At 47.1% G+C, this 15,652-nt stretch carries 8 protein-coding genes; 1 reads left to right on the top strand and 7 read right to left on the bottom strand.

The features are described from left to right. Positions 1–126: 126 nt before the first annotated feature. The gene (locus QUB61_RS00675; RefSeq protein ID WP_333125922.1) at positions 127–5,658 is read right to left on the bottom strand and encodes a PAS domain S-box protein; all 5,532 of its coding nucleotides are present in this window, start codon (positions 5,656–5,658) and stop codon (positions 127–129) included. A gap of 229 nt (positions 5,659–5,887) precedes the next feature. Between QUB61_RS00675 and QUB61_RS00670 the strand changes: the two genes are divergently transcribed. Beyond that, complete coding sequence (locus QUB61_RS00670; protein ID WP_333125920.1) at positions 5,888–9,700, top strand: sugar-binding domain-containing protein; 3,813 nt, start codon at positions 5,888–5,890, stop codon at positions 9,698–9,700. Between the two features lie 204 nt (positions 9,701–9,904). On the opposite strand, the gene QUB61_RS00665 is transcribed toward QUB61_RS00670, so the two are convergent. The 6 genes from QUB61_RS00665 to QUB61_RS00640 form a co-directional block, all read right to left on the bottom strand. Continuing rightward, positions 9,905–10,090, bottom strand: a complete 186-nt coding sequence (locus QUB61_RS00665; RefSeq protein ID WP_333125917.1) for a hypothetical protein — start codon at positions 10,088–10,090, stop codon at positions 9,905–9,907. Beyond that, a complete protein-coding gene (locus QUB61_RS00660) occupies positions 10,087–10,323 on the bottom strand; it encodes a type II toxin-antitoxin system Phd/YefM family antitoxin (RefSeq protein WP_172186585.1) in 237 nt (78 codons plus the stop codon). The genes QUB61_RS00665 and QUB61_RS00660 overlap by 4 nt, the downstream gene beginning before the upstream one ends. 91 nt (positions 10,324–10,414) lie before the next feature. Beyond that, positions 10,415–10,660, bottom strand: coding sequence for an HNH endonuclease (locus QUB61_RS00655; RefSeq protein WP_190745880.1), 246 nt, complete (start codon positions 10,658–10,660; stop codon positions 10,415–10,417). Next, the gene (locus tag QUB61_RS00650; protein WP_333125914.1) at positions 10,657–11,073 is read right to left on the bottom strand and encodes a KGK domain-containing protein; all 417 of its coding nucleotides are present in this window, start codon (positions 11,071–11,073) and stop codon (positions 10,657–10,659) included. The genes QUB61_RS00655 and QUB61_RS00650 overlap by 4 nt, the downstream gene beginning before the upstream one ends. 377 nt (positions 11,074–11,450) lie before the next feature. Continuing rightward, on the bottom strand, positions 11,451–13,901 hold the full coding sequence (locus QUB61_RS00645) for a dynamin-like GTPase family protein (protein WP_333125910.1): 2,451 nt from the start codon (positions 13,899–13,901) through the stop codon (positions 11,451–11,453). Between the two features lie 386 nt (positions 13,902–14,287). After that, on the bottom strand, positions 14,288–15,448 hold the full coding sequence (locus QUB61_RS00640) for a J domain-containing protein (RefSeq protein WP_333125908.1): 1,161 nt from the start codon (positions 15,446–15,448) through the stop codon (positions 14,288–14,290). Positions 15,449–15,652: the final 204 nt, after the last annotated feature.

Genomic DNA, 15,652 nt, shown 5'->3' with positions numbered 1-15,652 from the left:
TACAGCAGTCAATCGATTTTAGATTTTAGATTTTAGATTTTAGATTGAAGAATTGACCCATGATAAATCCGGGGGCCCGGGACCAAATTACTTTTGGTCAGAGTTGGCCGTATCTCGCGGCTCGCCCTAATGCAAATTTGTTAACTTAGCTAAAACGGTGGCGAAGAGAGCGGGATCGATCGGCTTTGTTAAGTGTTCGTCATAACCGGCGGCGATCGCCCGATCGCGGTCTTCTTCGCTAGCATAAGCTGTCAGGGCCACGGCCGGCAAGCGCTTGATTTTGTCGGATGCCGACGATCGCACTTTGCGGATCAGCCAGTAGCCGTCCTCAAGGGGCATACCGATATCGCTGACTAAAATATGCGGCGGCGACTGCTGTAAAATGTCGATCGCCTCTGCAGCCGAAGCAGCAGCAGTCGCGCTCGCCCCGAAGTATTCTAGCGCAACCATCAAAAAATCGCGGTTGTCGGGTTCGTCGTCAACTACCAACACCTTTAAACCTACCAAAATACCCGGACGCATTGGATCGGATTTGTTTTTCCCTCTCAACTGAGGCGGAGGACTCCGACGCTGCTTGAGAGGCAGTTTCACCGTAAATGTCGCCCCCTTGTCTTTACCGGGACTTTCTGCAGTCACAGTGCCGCCGTGGAGTTCCACCAAGTGCCGGACGATCGCCAATCCCAGGCCCAAACCGCTGTCAGCCCTAGTAATCGAGCCGTCTGCTTGTCGGAAGCGATCGAACACGTAGGGCAGAAACTCTTTGGAAATGCCCTTTCCGGTATCGCTGACAGTAATTTGCACGTAATTAGGTGATGAGGAATCGGTAACACCTACCGCAGATAAGCGCAGTTCCACAGTTCCCCCCGCAGGCGTAAACTTGACGGCGTTAGTGAGCAAATTCCACACTACCTGCTGCAACCTCTTAGCGTCGCCCCACATCAAGTTGACTGCGGGGTCCAATTCTGAGGAAACGGTGACAGACTTGGCTTCGGCGGCCAAACGAACTGAATTCTGAGCCTCCTCGATCGTTTTTACCATGTAGAACCAGCCGTGTTTGAGATCCAGCTTGTTTTGAATAATCCGGGAAACGTCGAGCAAATCTTCCACTAGCTGCATCTGCACCCTCGACTGACGCTCGATCGCTTCCAAACCGCGAGCTAATTCCTCTTCAGTGTACGGGCGGGTGCGCAACGTCTGTGCCCAGCCCATAATCACATTTATAGGCGTGCGCAGTTCGTGGGAAAGAGTGGCTAGAAACTCGTCTTTCAGGCGGTTGATGGCTTCTGCTTGGGCCCGCGCGGCCTGTTCGCGATCGAGCAGCTGAGCGCGCTGTGCCTCGACTTGCTTGCGATCGCTGATGTCGGCGACGATCGACATACAGTTGATGTTGCCCTTGCTGTCGCGGACTGGAGTTGCCCACACAGCGAGGTCGATCGAAGTGCCGTCTTTCCTTTGGCGCTGGGTTTCCATGCCGGCGATCGGGTTTCCTTCGCGAATTCCTTTCAAATTCGCCATGAATTCCTCCCGCTTGTCTGCGGGAATACTGGGCACAAATTGACCTACCGCCTCTGATTCGGGCCAGCCAAAAATCCTTTCGGCGGCTGGGTTCCACATTTTCACAGTGCCGTCGTCGGCACTGAAAACGGTAATTGACAGAGGACAAGCCTGAATCAAGGCTTCTAAAGTTTGATTGATGTGCGATCGCGCTGCTTCTGCTTCTTTGCGATCGGTGATATCGACGTTCACCCCGATCGTCCGCAAAGGCAAACCCCCATCGTCGGGAAACATCTTAGCCCTGCAAGCAATCCAGCCCACACTTTTGTCCGGGCGGCAGATGCGGAACTCAATGTTTAATTCCTCGCCGGACGCCCTCGCAGCCTTTATTTGCTTTTGAATAACAGCGCGATCGTCTGGATGCACCATTTGGGCCCAACTTTCATAGCTGTCGATACCGCCGGGCGGCAGCCCGTACAAAGCCTCGAACTCCGGCGTAAACGCGACCTCGCCGGTTTGGACGTTCCATTCAAAAGTTCCGATTTTGCCTGCTTGCTGAGCGATTTGCAGCCGTTCTTGATTCTTTTTGAGTTCTGCTTCCACTCGCGATATCTCGGTCAAGTCGATGAAGAATGCGACGATCGTCTCTGGTCCGCGATCGTCCTGGCACAGAGTCGTCGCGCCCATGAGAATTGGCACGCGGCTGCCATCTTTGCGGATGTACTCTTTCTTGAAAGGAGTTGCGACTCCCTTAGCCTGCAGTTCCCCGGCCGCCTTGACCTCGAGGTACAGGTATTCGGGGGGGGTCATCCTCTCCCACGGTATGTTACCAGAGAGCAGGTCTGAGCGGGTGTAGCCGACCATCTTGAGCAGGGATTCGTTAGCGTAAGTGATGCGGCCGCTCAAATCGCCGATCGCGACTCCGAAAATATTGGACTCGATCAGCCGCCGGAATATGGCTTCGCTTTGCTGAATTATCCGTTTTGCTTGGTTGCGATCGGTGATTTCGGCAACCACGGTGCTGACTCCCAGCAGTGTTCCTGATTCATCGATCGCGGGGTAAAAGCTGACTTGCCAATCCCGCAAAATTCCCGGCTGTTGCGGGGTTTCGGCTTTAAATTCCCAGCCGGTCACGGGGGTTTGCGTCGCCAGCACTTGGCGGTAAATCGGCTCTAGCATATCGGCCATTTCCGGACTCGCTTCTCTGAGGGTGCGCCCGAGGTGGTCTGCGATCGAGCGGCCGTCGATCGCAGCGAGGCATTCGTTGATGCGGAGGTAGCGCAAATTCGTATCGACAAAGCACAGCCCGACCGGCGTGGTGTTGTAAACTAAGTCGAGTTCTGCTAGTTGGCGGCGAAGGCGTATTTCGTTTTCTCGAAGTTGGTTTTGGGCTTGTTTGCGAGCCGTGATATCTAGTACGAAGAATGCTCCTTTGTCTGTGCATCCTTGGAAGTTTCCGCCCCCGATTAAAATTGGGAAGCGCGTGCCGTCAGAGCGGATGAATTCTTTTTCATAAGGCGCGCAACTTCCTGATGCTACAAGTTGCGCGATGGCGGCGCGATCGAGTTCTGCGTATTCCGGCGGCGTGATATCGGACCAGCGGATCTGTCCCGAAACTAAGTCTTCCCTTGTATATCCAATCATTTCCAGCAAAGCGTCGTTAGCTTCAGTAACTTCGCCGTTGACATCCCAGAAACCGATGCCGATCATGTTAGATTCTACCACGCTGCGGAAGCGCATTTCGCTTTCCCGCAAAGCTAATTCTGTTTGTTTAGCTGCGGTAATATCTGTGATAATTAGCCCGACTCCGATTATTTCTCCCCTATCATTTTTCACAGGGTAGTAGTTGGCGAGCCAGTAGCCTAAAGTTCCTGTTTTTCCAGGATGTTCGCCGCTAATTTCTACGTTTAAAACAGGCTGGCCGGTTTCTAAAACTTGCTCAATAATTAAACAAGTTTTGGCTGCGGATTCTGGCAACAATTCCCGGAAGTCTTGACCGATATGCTGTTCGGCGGACAAACCGTGGAGTTCTGCTAAGACTTGATTGATATGGATGAAGCGCATTTCGCTATCGAGAAAGCAAATTGCTAGGGGAGAGGCTTCTAACAACGCGTCAATTAAGGCGAAGGATCGCGCTGTTTGAGATAGTGCTTGCTGCGCTTCTGTGTAAAGTCTGGCGTTGTCTAGGGCGATCGCCACGCGGTATGCTAAATCTTCTAGCATTGCCATGTCTTCTGCACTGTAGCGGCGGCCCAACTTCGAGGTAAAGCAAGTGATCGAACCCATTACCCGCCCGCGAGCCTTCAGCGGTACACAAGCCTGAGAGCCGATATTGAGCGATTCCCTACGGGATAGCTTCGCTTCACGCAATTTTTCCCTTTCTGCTGCATTTTCGGCTCCTGCTGCTAAAATCTCCTCATCCACTTCCGCAATTAGTTCGGATGTTCCGGTGCGGATTACCAGCGGATAGCCGTTAACAGCATTGTCGGGGATCTGGCTGAGGATTCTGAAGCTATTAATAGTATCAATCGTGGAGGGTTCTGCGTGAGCCACAGCGACTAGACGCACATTTGACCCGGTTTCGGTCAAATGAATGCAGCACCCGTCCGCGATCGAATTTACTGCTAATTCTGCTACCTTTTGCAGCACCGTTTCCCCCTCAAACGCAGCAGCCAGCATTTTGCTGACTTCTGCTAAAAATGCCGAGCGCTGCTGTTCTATCTCCGCTTTTTCCCTCGCTGCTTGCTCGATTGTTAACTGCAATCTTTGAGTTTCTGCAAGTTTTAGTTCTGTGATATCGCGGGCGACAATTAATGCCGATTCTGGTACGCCGTCTTTGTCAAATTCTGGAACTACGCGGGATTGATAAGTTCTGATGCCGTTGGTTGAGGAGGCCTGAAATTCGATTATTTTTTCTCGACCTGTTTCTAACACTTTGTGCAGGGTTTCCTCCCACATCTGGCACAGTTCTGGCGGCATTCCTATTGCTTGACTGGTTTTACCTAAGAAGAATGAAACTGGTTTTCCTTGGGTTCTTTCAACTGCTTGATTGACATAAATATAACGCAGTTCTTTGTCAGCGCGGATAATGATATCTGGCGTATTTTCTAGCAGCGTTCTCAGTTGCTGTTCGCTGCTTTTCAAAGCTGCTTGCGCTTGCTGTCTTTCGGTAACATCTCTCACCGTGCCCACGTATCCGATGAGTTCGCCGGAGTCGGAGAACATCCGCGAGGCACAAACGTTAATCCAGCGCACCATTCCCTCTGGTGTTTGCAGGCGATACTCGATCGCATATTCCCCACCTTCCCGAGTATAATCCAACCATCGGGTCAATACGCGCTCTCCGTCTGCCGGGTGAATGCAATTCTGCCAACCGTCTCCTAAAAGTTCTGTCAAACTCAAGCCGCAAATAGCTTGACAGCGAGGGTTTGCATAGGTGTAGCGCCCCTCAAAATCAGCCATAAAAATGCCGACCGGCGAACAGGAACTTAAACAGCGAAATCGTTCTTCTTGAGCTTGCAGCGCTTCTTTAGCTACTGTCAGTTCTGCTGTGCGTTGTTTGACGCGGCTTTCTAGGTTAGTGTAGGATAAAGCCAGGGCTATTTCTGCTTCTTTGCGGTCAGTAATATCGATGCCAGTGCCTATCACATATTCTACCAAACCCTCGCCATCTGTCGTCACAGTATTCGACCAAGAAATTAAGCGCTTCGCTCCGTTTTTACTGAGCCAATAATTTTGATATTCGCTGTGAAAATGTTCGACGCTGAGTTTGGTAAAAACACTTTTAACTGGCTCTATTTCTTCGGGAATTAAGAACAAATCCCAAACATATTTATTAAGAACTTCTGCTGTCGAGTAGCCTGTAGTTTTTTCGCAAGCTTGGTTGAAGCGGACAATCCGTCCTTGGCTGTCGAGAACTACAATCAAGCAAGCCGTCGTGTCAATTACTTTTGAAATAATCTTAGGTTCTATCTCTAGTTTTTGTTCTGCGGACTTTAAGCCAGCATACCAAGCGCTAACCATTGCAGCGGCCAAAAGTAAGATTGCAGGAGCTGCCTTGAATGAAAACAGTAACAGAGTTGTCAGCATTAAAGCCGTGCCGGCACTAAATGTAGCAATGCTATAAGAATTAATAGGTAAGGGCAAGACCTGAAACCGACTCATTTTTGTTGACCTGTAGCGATGGCGCGATCGCACTATTGCTTATGTCGATGCAACAACTTAGTTAAAACTAAGTTAAAACTAATTATCTATTTTTTCTCTACAGAACCACATTTGTTGGTGCTGTGCCATCTTCCCCGAGACAGATTTGCAGGGGGCTTAGTGCTGGATCAACTGCTATAGTAGATGAAGGGACAAATTCGATCAGCTAATTTATGGGAGCAAAAAGCAAGTGAATCACAAGCTGGCCAAAATTATCGGATTATTTTTCACAGCCGCCATAGTATTCGGATTCATAGGTTACGCGCTTCAAAATCCCAACTCCGCGAGCAACTCAGGGATATCGATCGGCTTCCCCAATCTTACCGTGGCCGCTGTCGGGACGATCGACAACAAACGATCCCAAATCTATCTCAACGGAACTTGGCAATTTGTCCCCGCAGTTGGCAACCCCCAAAACCCCCCCGTCTCCCCAAGTTGGGGCTCCATCCAAGTACCCGGAGACTGGCAAGAAGAAAAAAGCGAATTCATACCCGGAATCATCACTCGCGGCAGCGGCAAAGATTGGGAAAACTTCAACAGCAAACAACTATCAAAAGCTTGGTATCAGAGAAATATAGACCTTCCCGGCGACTGGACAAACCGCCGCATCTTTATCGACTTAGCCAGAGTCAGCACCGATGCAGTCATCTTTGTCAACGGCATTAACTGCGGTCAAATCGCATCGCCCTACGGCACTATTGAAATTACCAAAGCAGCAAAACCAGGTCAAAACACCCTATCTATTTTAGTCGTGGCAGTATCCGACGAAAACGACAAAGCCGTCATCATGGGTCCCACAGAAATCTACACAGAAAAATCCCGGTTGCAATCGCGGGGAATCATCGGCGAAGTGCGGGTTTTCAGCGTTCCCCCAGGCCCGTTAATTAGCGACGTATTCGTCCAAACTTCCACCAGAAACAAGCAAGTTAAATTAGATGTAGAACTCACAGACGTTACCCAAAACGGTCAAGTTCAGCTTGTCGCTCAAATGGTCGATGAAAAAGGCAAAATCGAACAAAACTTTACAGGAACTGCCAACGTTCAAGCTAAACCAATCCAAACTGTCCAAATCCAATGGGACTGGAAAAATCCCCGCCTCTGGGATGTCGGCCAACCCAACCTTTACACCCTAAAATTAGCAGTAAAAGGAAGTGGCATTGACACGCAATACGATCAACCTTTTGGCTTCCGCGAATTTTGGATAGAAGGGCGCAAATTTTTCTTAAACGGAACAGAATTTCGGCTGCGACCAAACTTGTTCTCCGATAATTGGGAAAGCGGCACAGTAGAAGTTTCTGACAAGCTAATTGACAACTATGTAAAAGCCGGTTTTAACATAGCAGAAATCTGGCCTTGGAATCACGAAGAACGGGGTAGGTGGCACTTCCGAGAGTTATTTTCCGAAAGAGCAGACCTCAAAGGTTTTCCAATCATGGCGCCGGCATTAGATGTTACTGGCATCGCTTGGAGCGAACAGTGGAATAACCGCCAAATGATAGACCGCTGGAAAGCGCGAATGACGACAGACATGCGCCGCTATCGCAATCATCCATCCGTATTAATGTGGGCGACAAGTCCTAATTATTTCGGCAACGGTGACGACCAAAATCCCCGCCGCATCGGCAGGAAAAAAGTAGAAGGAACAATCGGCTCCGTAGAAGACCAGCGTTTGCGGGCAAAAACCCCTTTGGGAAATGAGGCTTTTGCTGCTATGAAATCCGCCGACCCAACCCGACCTGTAATGGTACACCAAGGCGGCACTTTTGGCGATGTTTATTCGCTAAATTCTTATTTAAATATGATTCCATTGCAAGAAAGAGAAGAATGGATTTCTGAATGGAGCAAAACCGGGGAAATGCCCTACATGGTAGTGGAATTTGGGACGCCACTACACGCAACGATGATGCGAAACCGCAACGGTTTTAATAAGGTGATTGTCAGCGAACCTTGGATGACTGAATTTGCGGCGATTTATTTTGGGAAACAAGCTTACGAGTTAGAAACTACGGCTTATAAAGGTAAAGTTCGGGAGCAATTTGTCAAAGATCAAGAGTATAAAAGCTGGCATATGAGCAAGGACTTAGATTTTGCACCGGCTTTTCAAAAGTTGCAGCACTTATTTAGTACGAATACTTGGCGGACTTGGCGGACTTTTGGGATGTCTGGGGGGATGATTCCTTGGAACGAAGGACACGGTTGGGAGGTTTCAGATGCTGGTCGAGCTAAGGTGGATCTTGGGGCATTTCAACCTGGTCGCCGGGGCGTTTATTTGAAGCAAGTGTCGAAGAATCTTTTGAATTATTGGCAGCCAGAAGCTTACAAGATGCATCCTGGAGGCGAGGCAATTGTGAATAATAATAGCTCCACATTGGCTTGGATTGCTGGTGTTAATCAGGCTTTTACTGCGAAAGACCACAGTTTTTTTGCTGGCGGGAAATTGGCGAAGCAGATAGTATTAATTAACGATACGAGGGCCAAACAAGAGTTTGCTTTTACTTGGCAAGTTTTGGTAGGGGGACAAGAGGTTGGGAAGGGTGAAAAGAAGGGGAGTATTGAGACGGCAGGGACGCTGTTCTTCCCAATAGACGTGACATTGCCAAATAACATTTCTGGCAAAACTGACGGCGAAATTCGCTTGACTGCGCGAGTGGGCGAGAGCCCCCATTCGGATACATTTGCTTTCCGGGTTTTTGCCAATCCAACCAAAGTCAAGGATACGCTGACAATCTTCGATCCAGTTGGCAAAACATCGGCAATGTTAAAACAGTTAGGTTACGAGGTTGTGCCGTGGAACGGTTCGCAAGTCTCATCGCTGTTAATTATCGGTCGGGAAGCGTTTTCGAGCGGGCAAAAATTGCCTGGAAATTTAGAAACTTTTGTGCGAAATGGTGGCAAGGCAATAGTGTTTTCTCAGCGCAGGGAATGGCTGAAAAACATGGGTTTGCGGGTGGCAGAACACGTCAGCCGCCGCGCGTATCCAGTTGACACCAACCACCCGGCAGTTGGCGGTTTGGACGGTGAAGATTTGCGGGATTGGATGGGGGAAAGCACGCTGGTTGAAGCTTATCCAGATACGATTCAAACTGGCGCAAGATTGGGTCCGTCAAATATGCCTTGGTACGGCTGGCATTGGGGAAATCGCGGCGGTGTCAGTAGCGCTTCAATGGAGAAGCCGCACCGCAGCGGTTGGCGCCCCATTTTGGAATCTGAATTTGATTTAGCTTATTCGCCGCTGATGGAATTGGATTACGGAAAAGGGCGGCTGATTTTAAGCGAGTTGGATTTGGAAGACCATTATTCTGTAGATGCTGGGGCGGCGCAGTTAGTGCAACAAATTGTAAGTTACGGGATGAATTCTCCGGTGCTTGGAAAGCCGGATAAAGTGGTTTTAATTGGGGGAGATGGGGATGCGCAGAAGTTGGACAGTTTGGGGGTAATTTATCAGCGCGCTAATTCGCTTTCTAATGATGTTGGTTTGGCAATTGTGGGGACACAAGCGAATCTGAAAGATGCAGATTTGCGCGGTTATTTGAATGCTGGCGGGAAGGCGTTTTTCTTGCCGCGTCAAGTGCCTGTTGCGGGTTTGGGTGTGGGTTTGCAGCAAGCGAAGGATTTCGGGGGTTCGCTGGCGGTTCCGAGTTGGGATGAGGTGAAGGGGCTTAGTGCTTCAGATTTGCGATCGCGCTCTTTTTATGATACTTGGTTGATTAAGTCTGGGGGAGAAATCGGTGCTGACGGTTTGTTAAGTCGGGTAAAAGTTGGCAAGGGTGTGGCGATTTTCTCTCAGATTGAACCGGACAGTTTGAATGCTGATACTAAGACTTATTTGCGTTTTACTCGCTGGCGGCAAACCCGGGCAAATGCTCAGATTTTGGCTAATTTAGGGGCGAGTTTTAAGACGGATGGATCTGTGTTTAACGGTTCGAGTGGGGAGTTTTATCACAGGGATTACAAAACGGATTTTGAGAATGGGGACGATCCTTATCGGTATTTTCGATGGTAGGTGTTACCACTCTATTTTTACCGGATAGTTGGCTAGTATCGAATCGCCACTCACCAGCACAGCGTTTTCTACAATCGCTTGAGAAATCAACAGGCGATAGAACGGATCTTTGTGATGGTTGGGTAGGCTATCCAAGGTGAAAAGATGAGTTAAATTAATAGGTAACACTTCTATATCATTAGTCTGTTGCTGACTTTCTATAAGTTATGGTAAAGGCAGATTGAGACTCAGCTTCCCCAGTTGGATATTGATTTGCATTTCCCAAATGCTGCCAATGCTTAAAAGCAAAATATTTTCGGGGTTTTGGCACAATGCCAAAGCTTTTAGTGAAAGCTTTTGGGGGGAACTACGCCACCAAATGAATGTATGAGTATCCAGCAGTAATTTCATAGATTCCCTGTCCAAAATTCGTCTGGTAATGGTTCATCAAAATCATTACTTGTCCAGATTGCTCCTGCGTGCAATCCTGCTGTACGCTGCTTAGTTGGGGATGCGATTGGCGCTAAACGGACAAGGGGAATGCCACCTTCTGTGAGAACAACCTCTATGCCTTTAAGTGCTAGAGATAATAACTCTTTTAAATTTGTCTGTGCTTCTTGCACGTCTACTGTTTTTGTCAGCATTGCAGTTATCCAAGCTAGGGATTAAAAGTGCGATCGAACAGAGGTTAGCAATTTCAATGTTAAATTGCTGATTTTATTATACTGTTAAATATCAAAGGTCAAAGTGTCGCCTGAAGCGGGGGTCTAGTTTGTCTGTTTTCTTTTGGTTGCAGGTGCCGCAGAGGGTTTGCAAGTTGCTGATGTCGTTGCTGCCGCCGCGCGCTAGGGGGATGATATGATCGATCGTCAGTTGGGTTTCTAGTTTGGTTTGACCGCAGCTTTGGCACTGGTATTTATTGCGATCGAATACGTATTTTCTGACTTCTGGGGGAATGGGGATTCTTGGGGTTTTGCTCATGAATTTTTCTGTGGATTTTCTTGAGTAAAAAGTTGGCGGCGCAAATCGTCAAGTGGTGATTCTAGCGGGCTGATTTCTAATAGATTGTTGTCTGGTTTTTCTTCAACTTCTGGTTCCTCGGGGCAAAACTCTACAGTTATTTTAACTCGAATTTTTCCTTTTTGCCATCCTGGAGAACCAAACCTAAGAACTTTACCTGCTATGCCTTCACCAAATAGCACAGATTTTATCGGCTCATATATATTGAGCGCGTTTTTTATATAAGTTTGAAATTGACCACTACTAATGATTGGATACTTAAAATAGGAGTTGACTCCTAAATCTTTATTTAGACTTTCCCATTCGTTTACCAGCCACAAAACTTCTTCAAAATCTAATTTAATAAATCTTTCTTCAGTGTCGTCCTTGCTCATAATTAAACCTGATTTATTTGCTTATTTTGTGGTTGATTTACCAATCGCATTAAATATTATAGGTTATTATACTGCATCCCGGTTAAGAACACCTGATAAGACTCGGCGGTTAAAACCGCTTCGGGGCGAAAAATCGAACGTGATTGTGCAAGCCATATCAAATCCGGTAGCATCCTCCTAGTAAAATCCAGTCAACAGTCAACAATCACCGATCGTGCAACTGGAATTAATATAATTAATCTGCGTTAATCTGTGTTTATCAGCCTGTATCTGCGGTAAAAAAAAGATAATTTATTCACCGCAGATGATAAGGGATTGACGCTGATTTACGCAGATGATGAAAAGCGAATTCTATTTGCCCTAATTATCATTGGAATTCAATCAATATCTTTCCCCTCAGAAACAGCAAAAACTGTATCATATTCTCGAATTACAGGCAATAAATGCTCGTGCAGCTTCATCGCCTGCAAACAACTATTAATCCCCGAAACTGCCCGATCGTACTCTTGAATCTTCTGCTCGTTCTCAGCTTGCCGCCGCAGATTCCCAGCAATTTTCTCTTCCGCCTCCTCTGCTAAATTTTGCTCTAAATAATCGCGGGCTTGACTGTATTTCTGCAAAATATCATCAGCTTGCTTTTGGGCCAGCGGCAACAAATGCTCTTTCAGGGTTTGGTTGACAGTTTGGCGGAAAGTTTGCCGAATAGTTCTAGATACTTTCGGCTCGAAATCCAGCCGCAATAATTGTCGAATTGCCGGTTGGGCATCTACCATATTTTCGCAGTCGAAACCTTGAGAAGTTTGCTGCAATGTTTCCCGGAATTGATAAATCGAAAATGTGCCTTCGTCGTAAAAACGGGGACTTTCTCGCACGTAGCGATCGCACTCCACCCCAGCCGCATTTACCAAAGCATCAGAAACCCGCTTTGATAACTCCTCTAGCTGCTGTTCAATTCCCCCGTCGTTCCCCAACAACCGATAAAGCAATCGATAGTATTCCGACTTGCGAACGCTGTCTTTCAAATACTGGAAATAATTATCAACCAGTGACTTAGTAGCCTCTACTAAAATATCTTCCAACTGATTCGCTAAATAATAAAGTGCTTCAACTAAAACAGCAATTAAAGGTGCTGTAGCATTGCGGGGATGATTCTGCAAAGTGCGCCCGTAAGCCGCCTCAACAGAAAATCCGTCTAACAATTCATCCAAGCGGCGGATCATCCGAGATTGCAGTTGCCGAAAGTCTGTATCGAAAATATCGCATTTATTCATAATCATTTCATTGACTTCTTCGGCGATATGTTCCCGAAAATCCTGTCCGACTTGCTGCAATTCTTGATTTAGCCGCAAAAGTTCCTGTGCTTTCATTGCTTCAATTTCGCGGGGCTGGCTGTCCAAATTCCGCTGAATTGTTTGGTAATGTTTCCGCAGTTGAATGCACAAATCTTCTAAATCGTCAGCGAGATTTTTGAACAGTTGCGGGCGTTTTTCTTCGGTGAGGTAACGGGTGATAGCTGTGCGAAAATCTTCGATACCGCTATCTTGAATTAATTGAGCAATTAATGGTTGTCCTTGTTCTGCAAGAATCCGCACGTAGTTTTCATTTGGTGTTTCGTAGCTGTTCACTGAAATCCGAAATTTGCTGGGAGACAGTTTGCCGGAATTCGCACAGTATCGGTTAAATTCACTGATAAATTGCGGAGTTTCTTCACTATTACCGCTCAACTCTGAATCTAATTTATTATCTACAGAAAATTGCCCTTGGCTGGTGGCAAATATTGTATTTAAACCAAAGCGATCGCGCCCTGTGGTACTTTTAATCAAACTCCCGTAAAATCCCAACAATCCGCTAGTTTTATAAACTCTCGCAGTATCGCGAAAGTCTGAATTAATCAGATTTTCTAACCGCTGTCGCAGTTGCGTGTTGTACCAAGTTTCGTCAATGCGGTTAAAAATGTAAAACAGCCGATCGCGAATTCCCGGATTTCCCCGTGTTTTTTCCATCAACTCGGTTTCTTCTGTCGTCATTTCCCCAGACGAAGCTGCTTTCAAAACGCAGACAACCGCCGAAGTATCGGGGCTTTCAATCTTATCATAAGTCAATTCTGCATCCCGTTGCACTGGTGCATCAATTCCCGGCGTATCGATAATAATATTGCCATCTTGCAGCAGCGGATGATAACAGTAATATTCAACTCGCTTGAGTACAGCACTGTTACTACCGCGACGGGCATAACTAGCAGCTTCTTTGAGATTGGAAAAGTTAAACTGTTCCATCGAGTAGGTAGCATTTTCGAGAGCTTGGATGCGATCGCGATTTGCCTCAAAACCTTCTAACAGCAGTATCAAAGCCTTAGCTTGTTTGGCTAGTTCCGATTTATTTTCGCCGCCTTCGGTTTCAATAATTATGTTACATCCCTGAGACAACAGCGACACTACATCTGTTTGGTTAATATTAATTTCACCAGATAAACCTAACTTATCGCAAAGCACATTAGCTTGCTGGCTAATCTCAACTTCGCTCAAAAAAGTGAGAACAACTCGCTCTTTATCTGGCTCAGCAAAGGCGATATAACATTCAGTACCTGTCGCGTGTCCTTCAGCACTGTAGAGCAATTCTCGCTCCAGCAATGCATTAATTAGCATCGATTTTCCCGCACTGAAAGCTCCTGCGAACACAATCTCAAACTCAGGAGAAATTGCCTTTTTCAGCGAAGCTTGTACCGCTGTAATATCTTGTTGTCGCAAAGACGGTTCCTGACGCAGCAGTTGCAGTAAAGAGTCAACTTGCTCTTGCAGATTTGTGCATTGGGGGGGCATTTGAGTCATCGCGGCAGAATGCTCCTAATTGTGGGAAAATTACCTTAGTATTAATTTTCGGGTAGTTCCGGAATAATCACAACAGTAATTTTACTTATGTTATCCAGGATTGCTGAAAGTGCGATCGGCTATTCTGGCGACAAATCATATCGTTTACGGTTGTTTCGGAATGATTAAACCGCAGAGGCCGCAGAGGGCGCAGAGGAAGACAAGACAGAGAGATGAATAATTCCGATACCAACGGATTTGTTATTATCTATTTACCGTCAAGTGGCTAAATCTGATATGTCAGTAAAATTTAGCCAAGCATTTCCTAATTTTTCGCACACAATTAGTAGTAAGGCGCGCATTATTGCGCCCCTACAAAATTAAACTGGCGCATTGCGTACTCTACATTAAACCGATAAATCCTGACGCGGTTTAAAAGTCTCAATCTGCCGCAATTTTTCGTATAATTCCCGTTCCTCCTCACTAATTTCTTTGGGAATTAACACCTGAATTTCTACCAATTGATCGCCCCGATCGCCATTTCCGGTCGGATAGCCCTTGTTAGCCAGCCGCAACCGCTTTCCAGAGGTTACTCCCGGCGGCAATTTCATCTTTACCAGGCCGTCCAGCGTGGGCACTTCAATCTCTCCCCCCAACACCGCTTCGCTGGGAGTCAGTGGCAATTCGCAGCAAATCTCCGACATTTCCAATCGAAAAAATGGATGGGGAGAAACCGTGATTTTCAAGTATAAATCCCCGCCGCCCATACCTTGATTTCGCAAGCGAATCCGCTGGCCTGATACCATAGCAGGAGGCAGATTCACCTCTATCGCTCGCCCATCTTCCAGACGAATTCGCTCGGTACCGCCCGAATAAGCCCTTTCCAAAGGCAGAGTCAGCTTAGCCTCAATGTCTCTTCTCGTTTCGCGATCGACTGTTTCCCGTCGCATTTCGCGATCGACTATATCCCGTCGAATTTCGCGATCGACTATATCCCGTCGCATTTCGCGATCGACTATATCCCGTCGAATTTCGCGATCGACTATATCCCGTCGAATTTCGCGATCGTCCACATCCCTTCTATCTTCCCTAGAATTAGCTACATAACTCGTTTTCTTAGAAGCCGTATTCCACGGTTCATAGGAGGCTACTGGCGGTGCATCATTCGCGGTCGCCATCCTCACTTCCCGGCGCCTTCCGAGCACTTGATCCAGAAATTTATTAAAATCCGAGTAATCGCTAAAATCGACATCTTCGGCCGCTTTTTTGCGGGTAGCTTTACTGTTTCCCCAGCTTTTGAAATTGGGAAGTCGCACCCCTTGCTTGCCTTGAAATCCCTTTTGTTTCCAGAATTTACTAAACTGATCGTATTGAGCCCGCTTGTCAATATCGGAAAGAATATCGTAAGCTTCATTAATATCCTTAAACCTATCTTCAGCAGATTTGTCCCCCGGATTTACGTCAGGGTGCAACTGTCTAGCCAGCCGTCGATAGGCTTTCTTAATCTCATCAGCCGAGGCATCTTTGGGCACTCCCAAAATTAGATAGTAATTGCGAAAATTCTGCATAGTTAGTCATTAGTCATTAGTTATTAGTCATTAGTTATTAATTATTAGTCATTAGTCATTAGTCATCCTGCTTCCCCGCTTCAAACTAGGGACTAATGACTAGGGACTAATGACTAACCACTAATTACAACCAATCGTCGTCATCATCCCAATCGTCGCTTTGATTTTGATAAGGGCGAGTGGGGCGATTAGCACTGCTTCTGC

Source organism: Microcoleus sp. C2D2, assembly GCF_036702495.1.
GTDB lineage: Bacteria > Cyanobacteriota > Cyanobacteriia > Cyanobacteriales > Microcoleaceae > Microcoleus.
This window is presented reverse-complemented; position numbering and strand designations above follow the sequence as displayed.

Excerpts from the sequence above, each read along its gene's own strand:
- QUB61_RS00675 (WP_333125922.1), bottom strand. The coding sequence starts at position 5,658 with ATGAGTCGGTTTCAGGTCTTGCCCTTACCTATTAATTCTTATAGCATT.
- QUB61_RS00665 (WP_333125917.1), bottom strand. The coding sequence starts at position 10,090 with ATGAAATTACTGCTGGATACTCATACATTCATTTGGTGGCGTAGTTCC.
- QUB61_RS00660 (WP_172186585.1), bottom strand. The coding sequence starts at position 10,323 with ATGCTGACAAAAACAGTAGACGTGCAAGAAGCACAGACAAATTTAAAA.
- QUB61_RS00655 (WP_190745880.1), bottom strand. The coding sequence starts at position 10,660 with ATGAGCAAAACCCCAAGAATCCCCATTCCCCCAGAAGTCAGAAAATAC.
- QUB61_RS00650 (WP_333125914.1), bottom strand. The coding sequence starts at position 11,073 with ATGAGCAAGGACGACACTGAAGAAAGATTTATTAAATTAGATTTTGAA.
- QUB61_RS00645 (WP_333125910.1), bottom strand. The coding sequence starts at position 13,901 with ATGACTCAAATGCCCCCCCAATGCACAAATCTGCAAGAGCAAGTTGAC.
- QUB61_RS00640 (WP_333125908.1), bottom strand. The coding sequence starts at position 15,448 with ATGCAGAATTTTCGCAATTACTATCTAATTTTGGGAGTGCCCAAAGAT.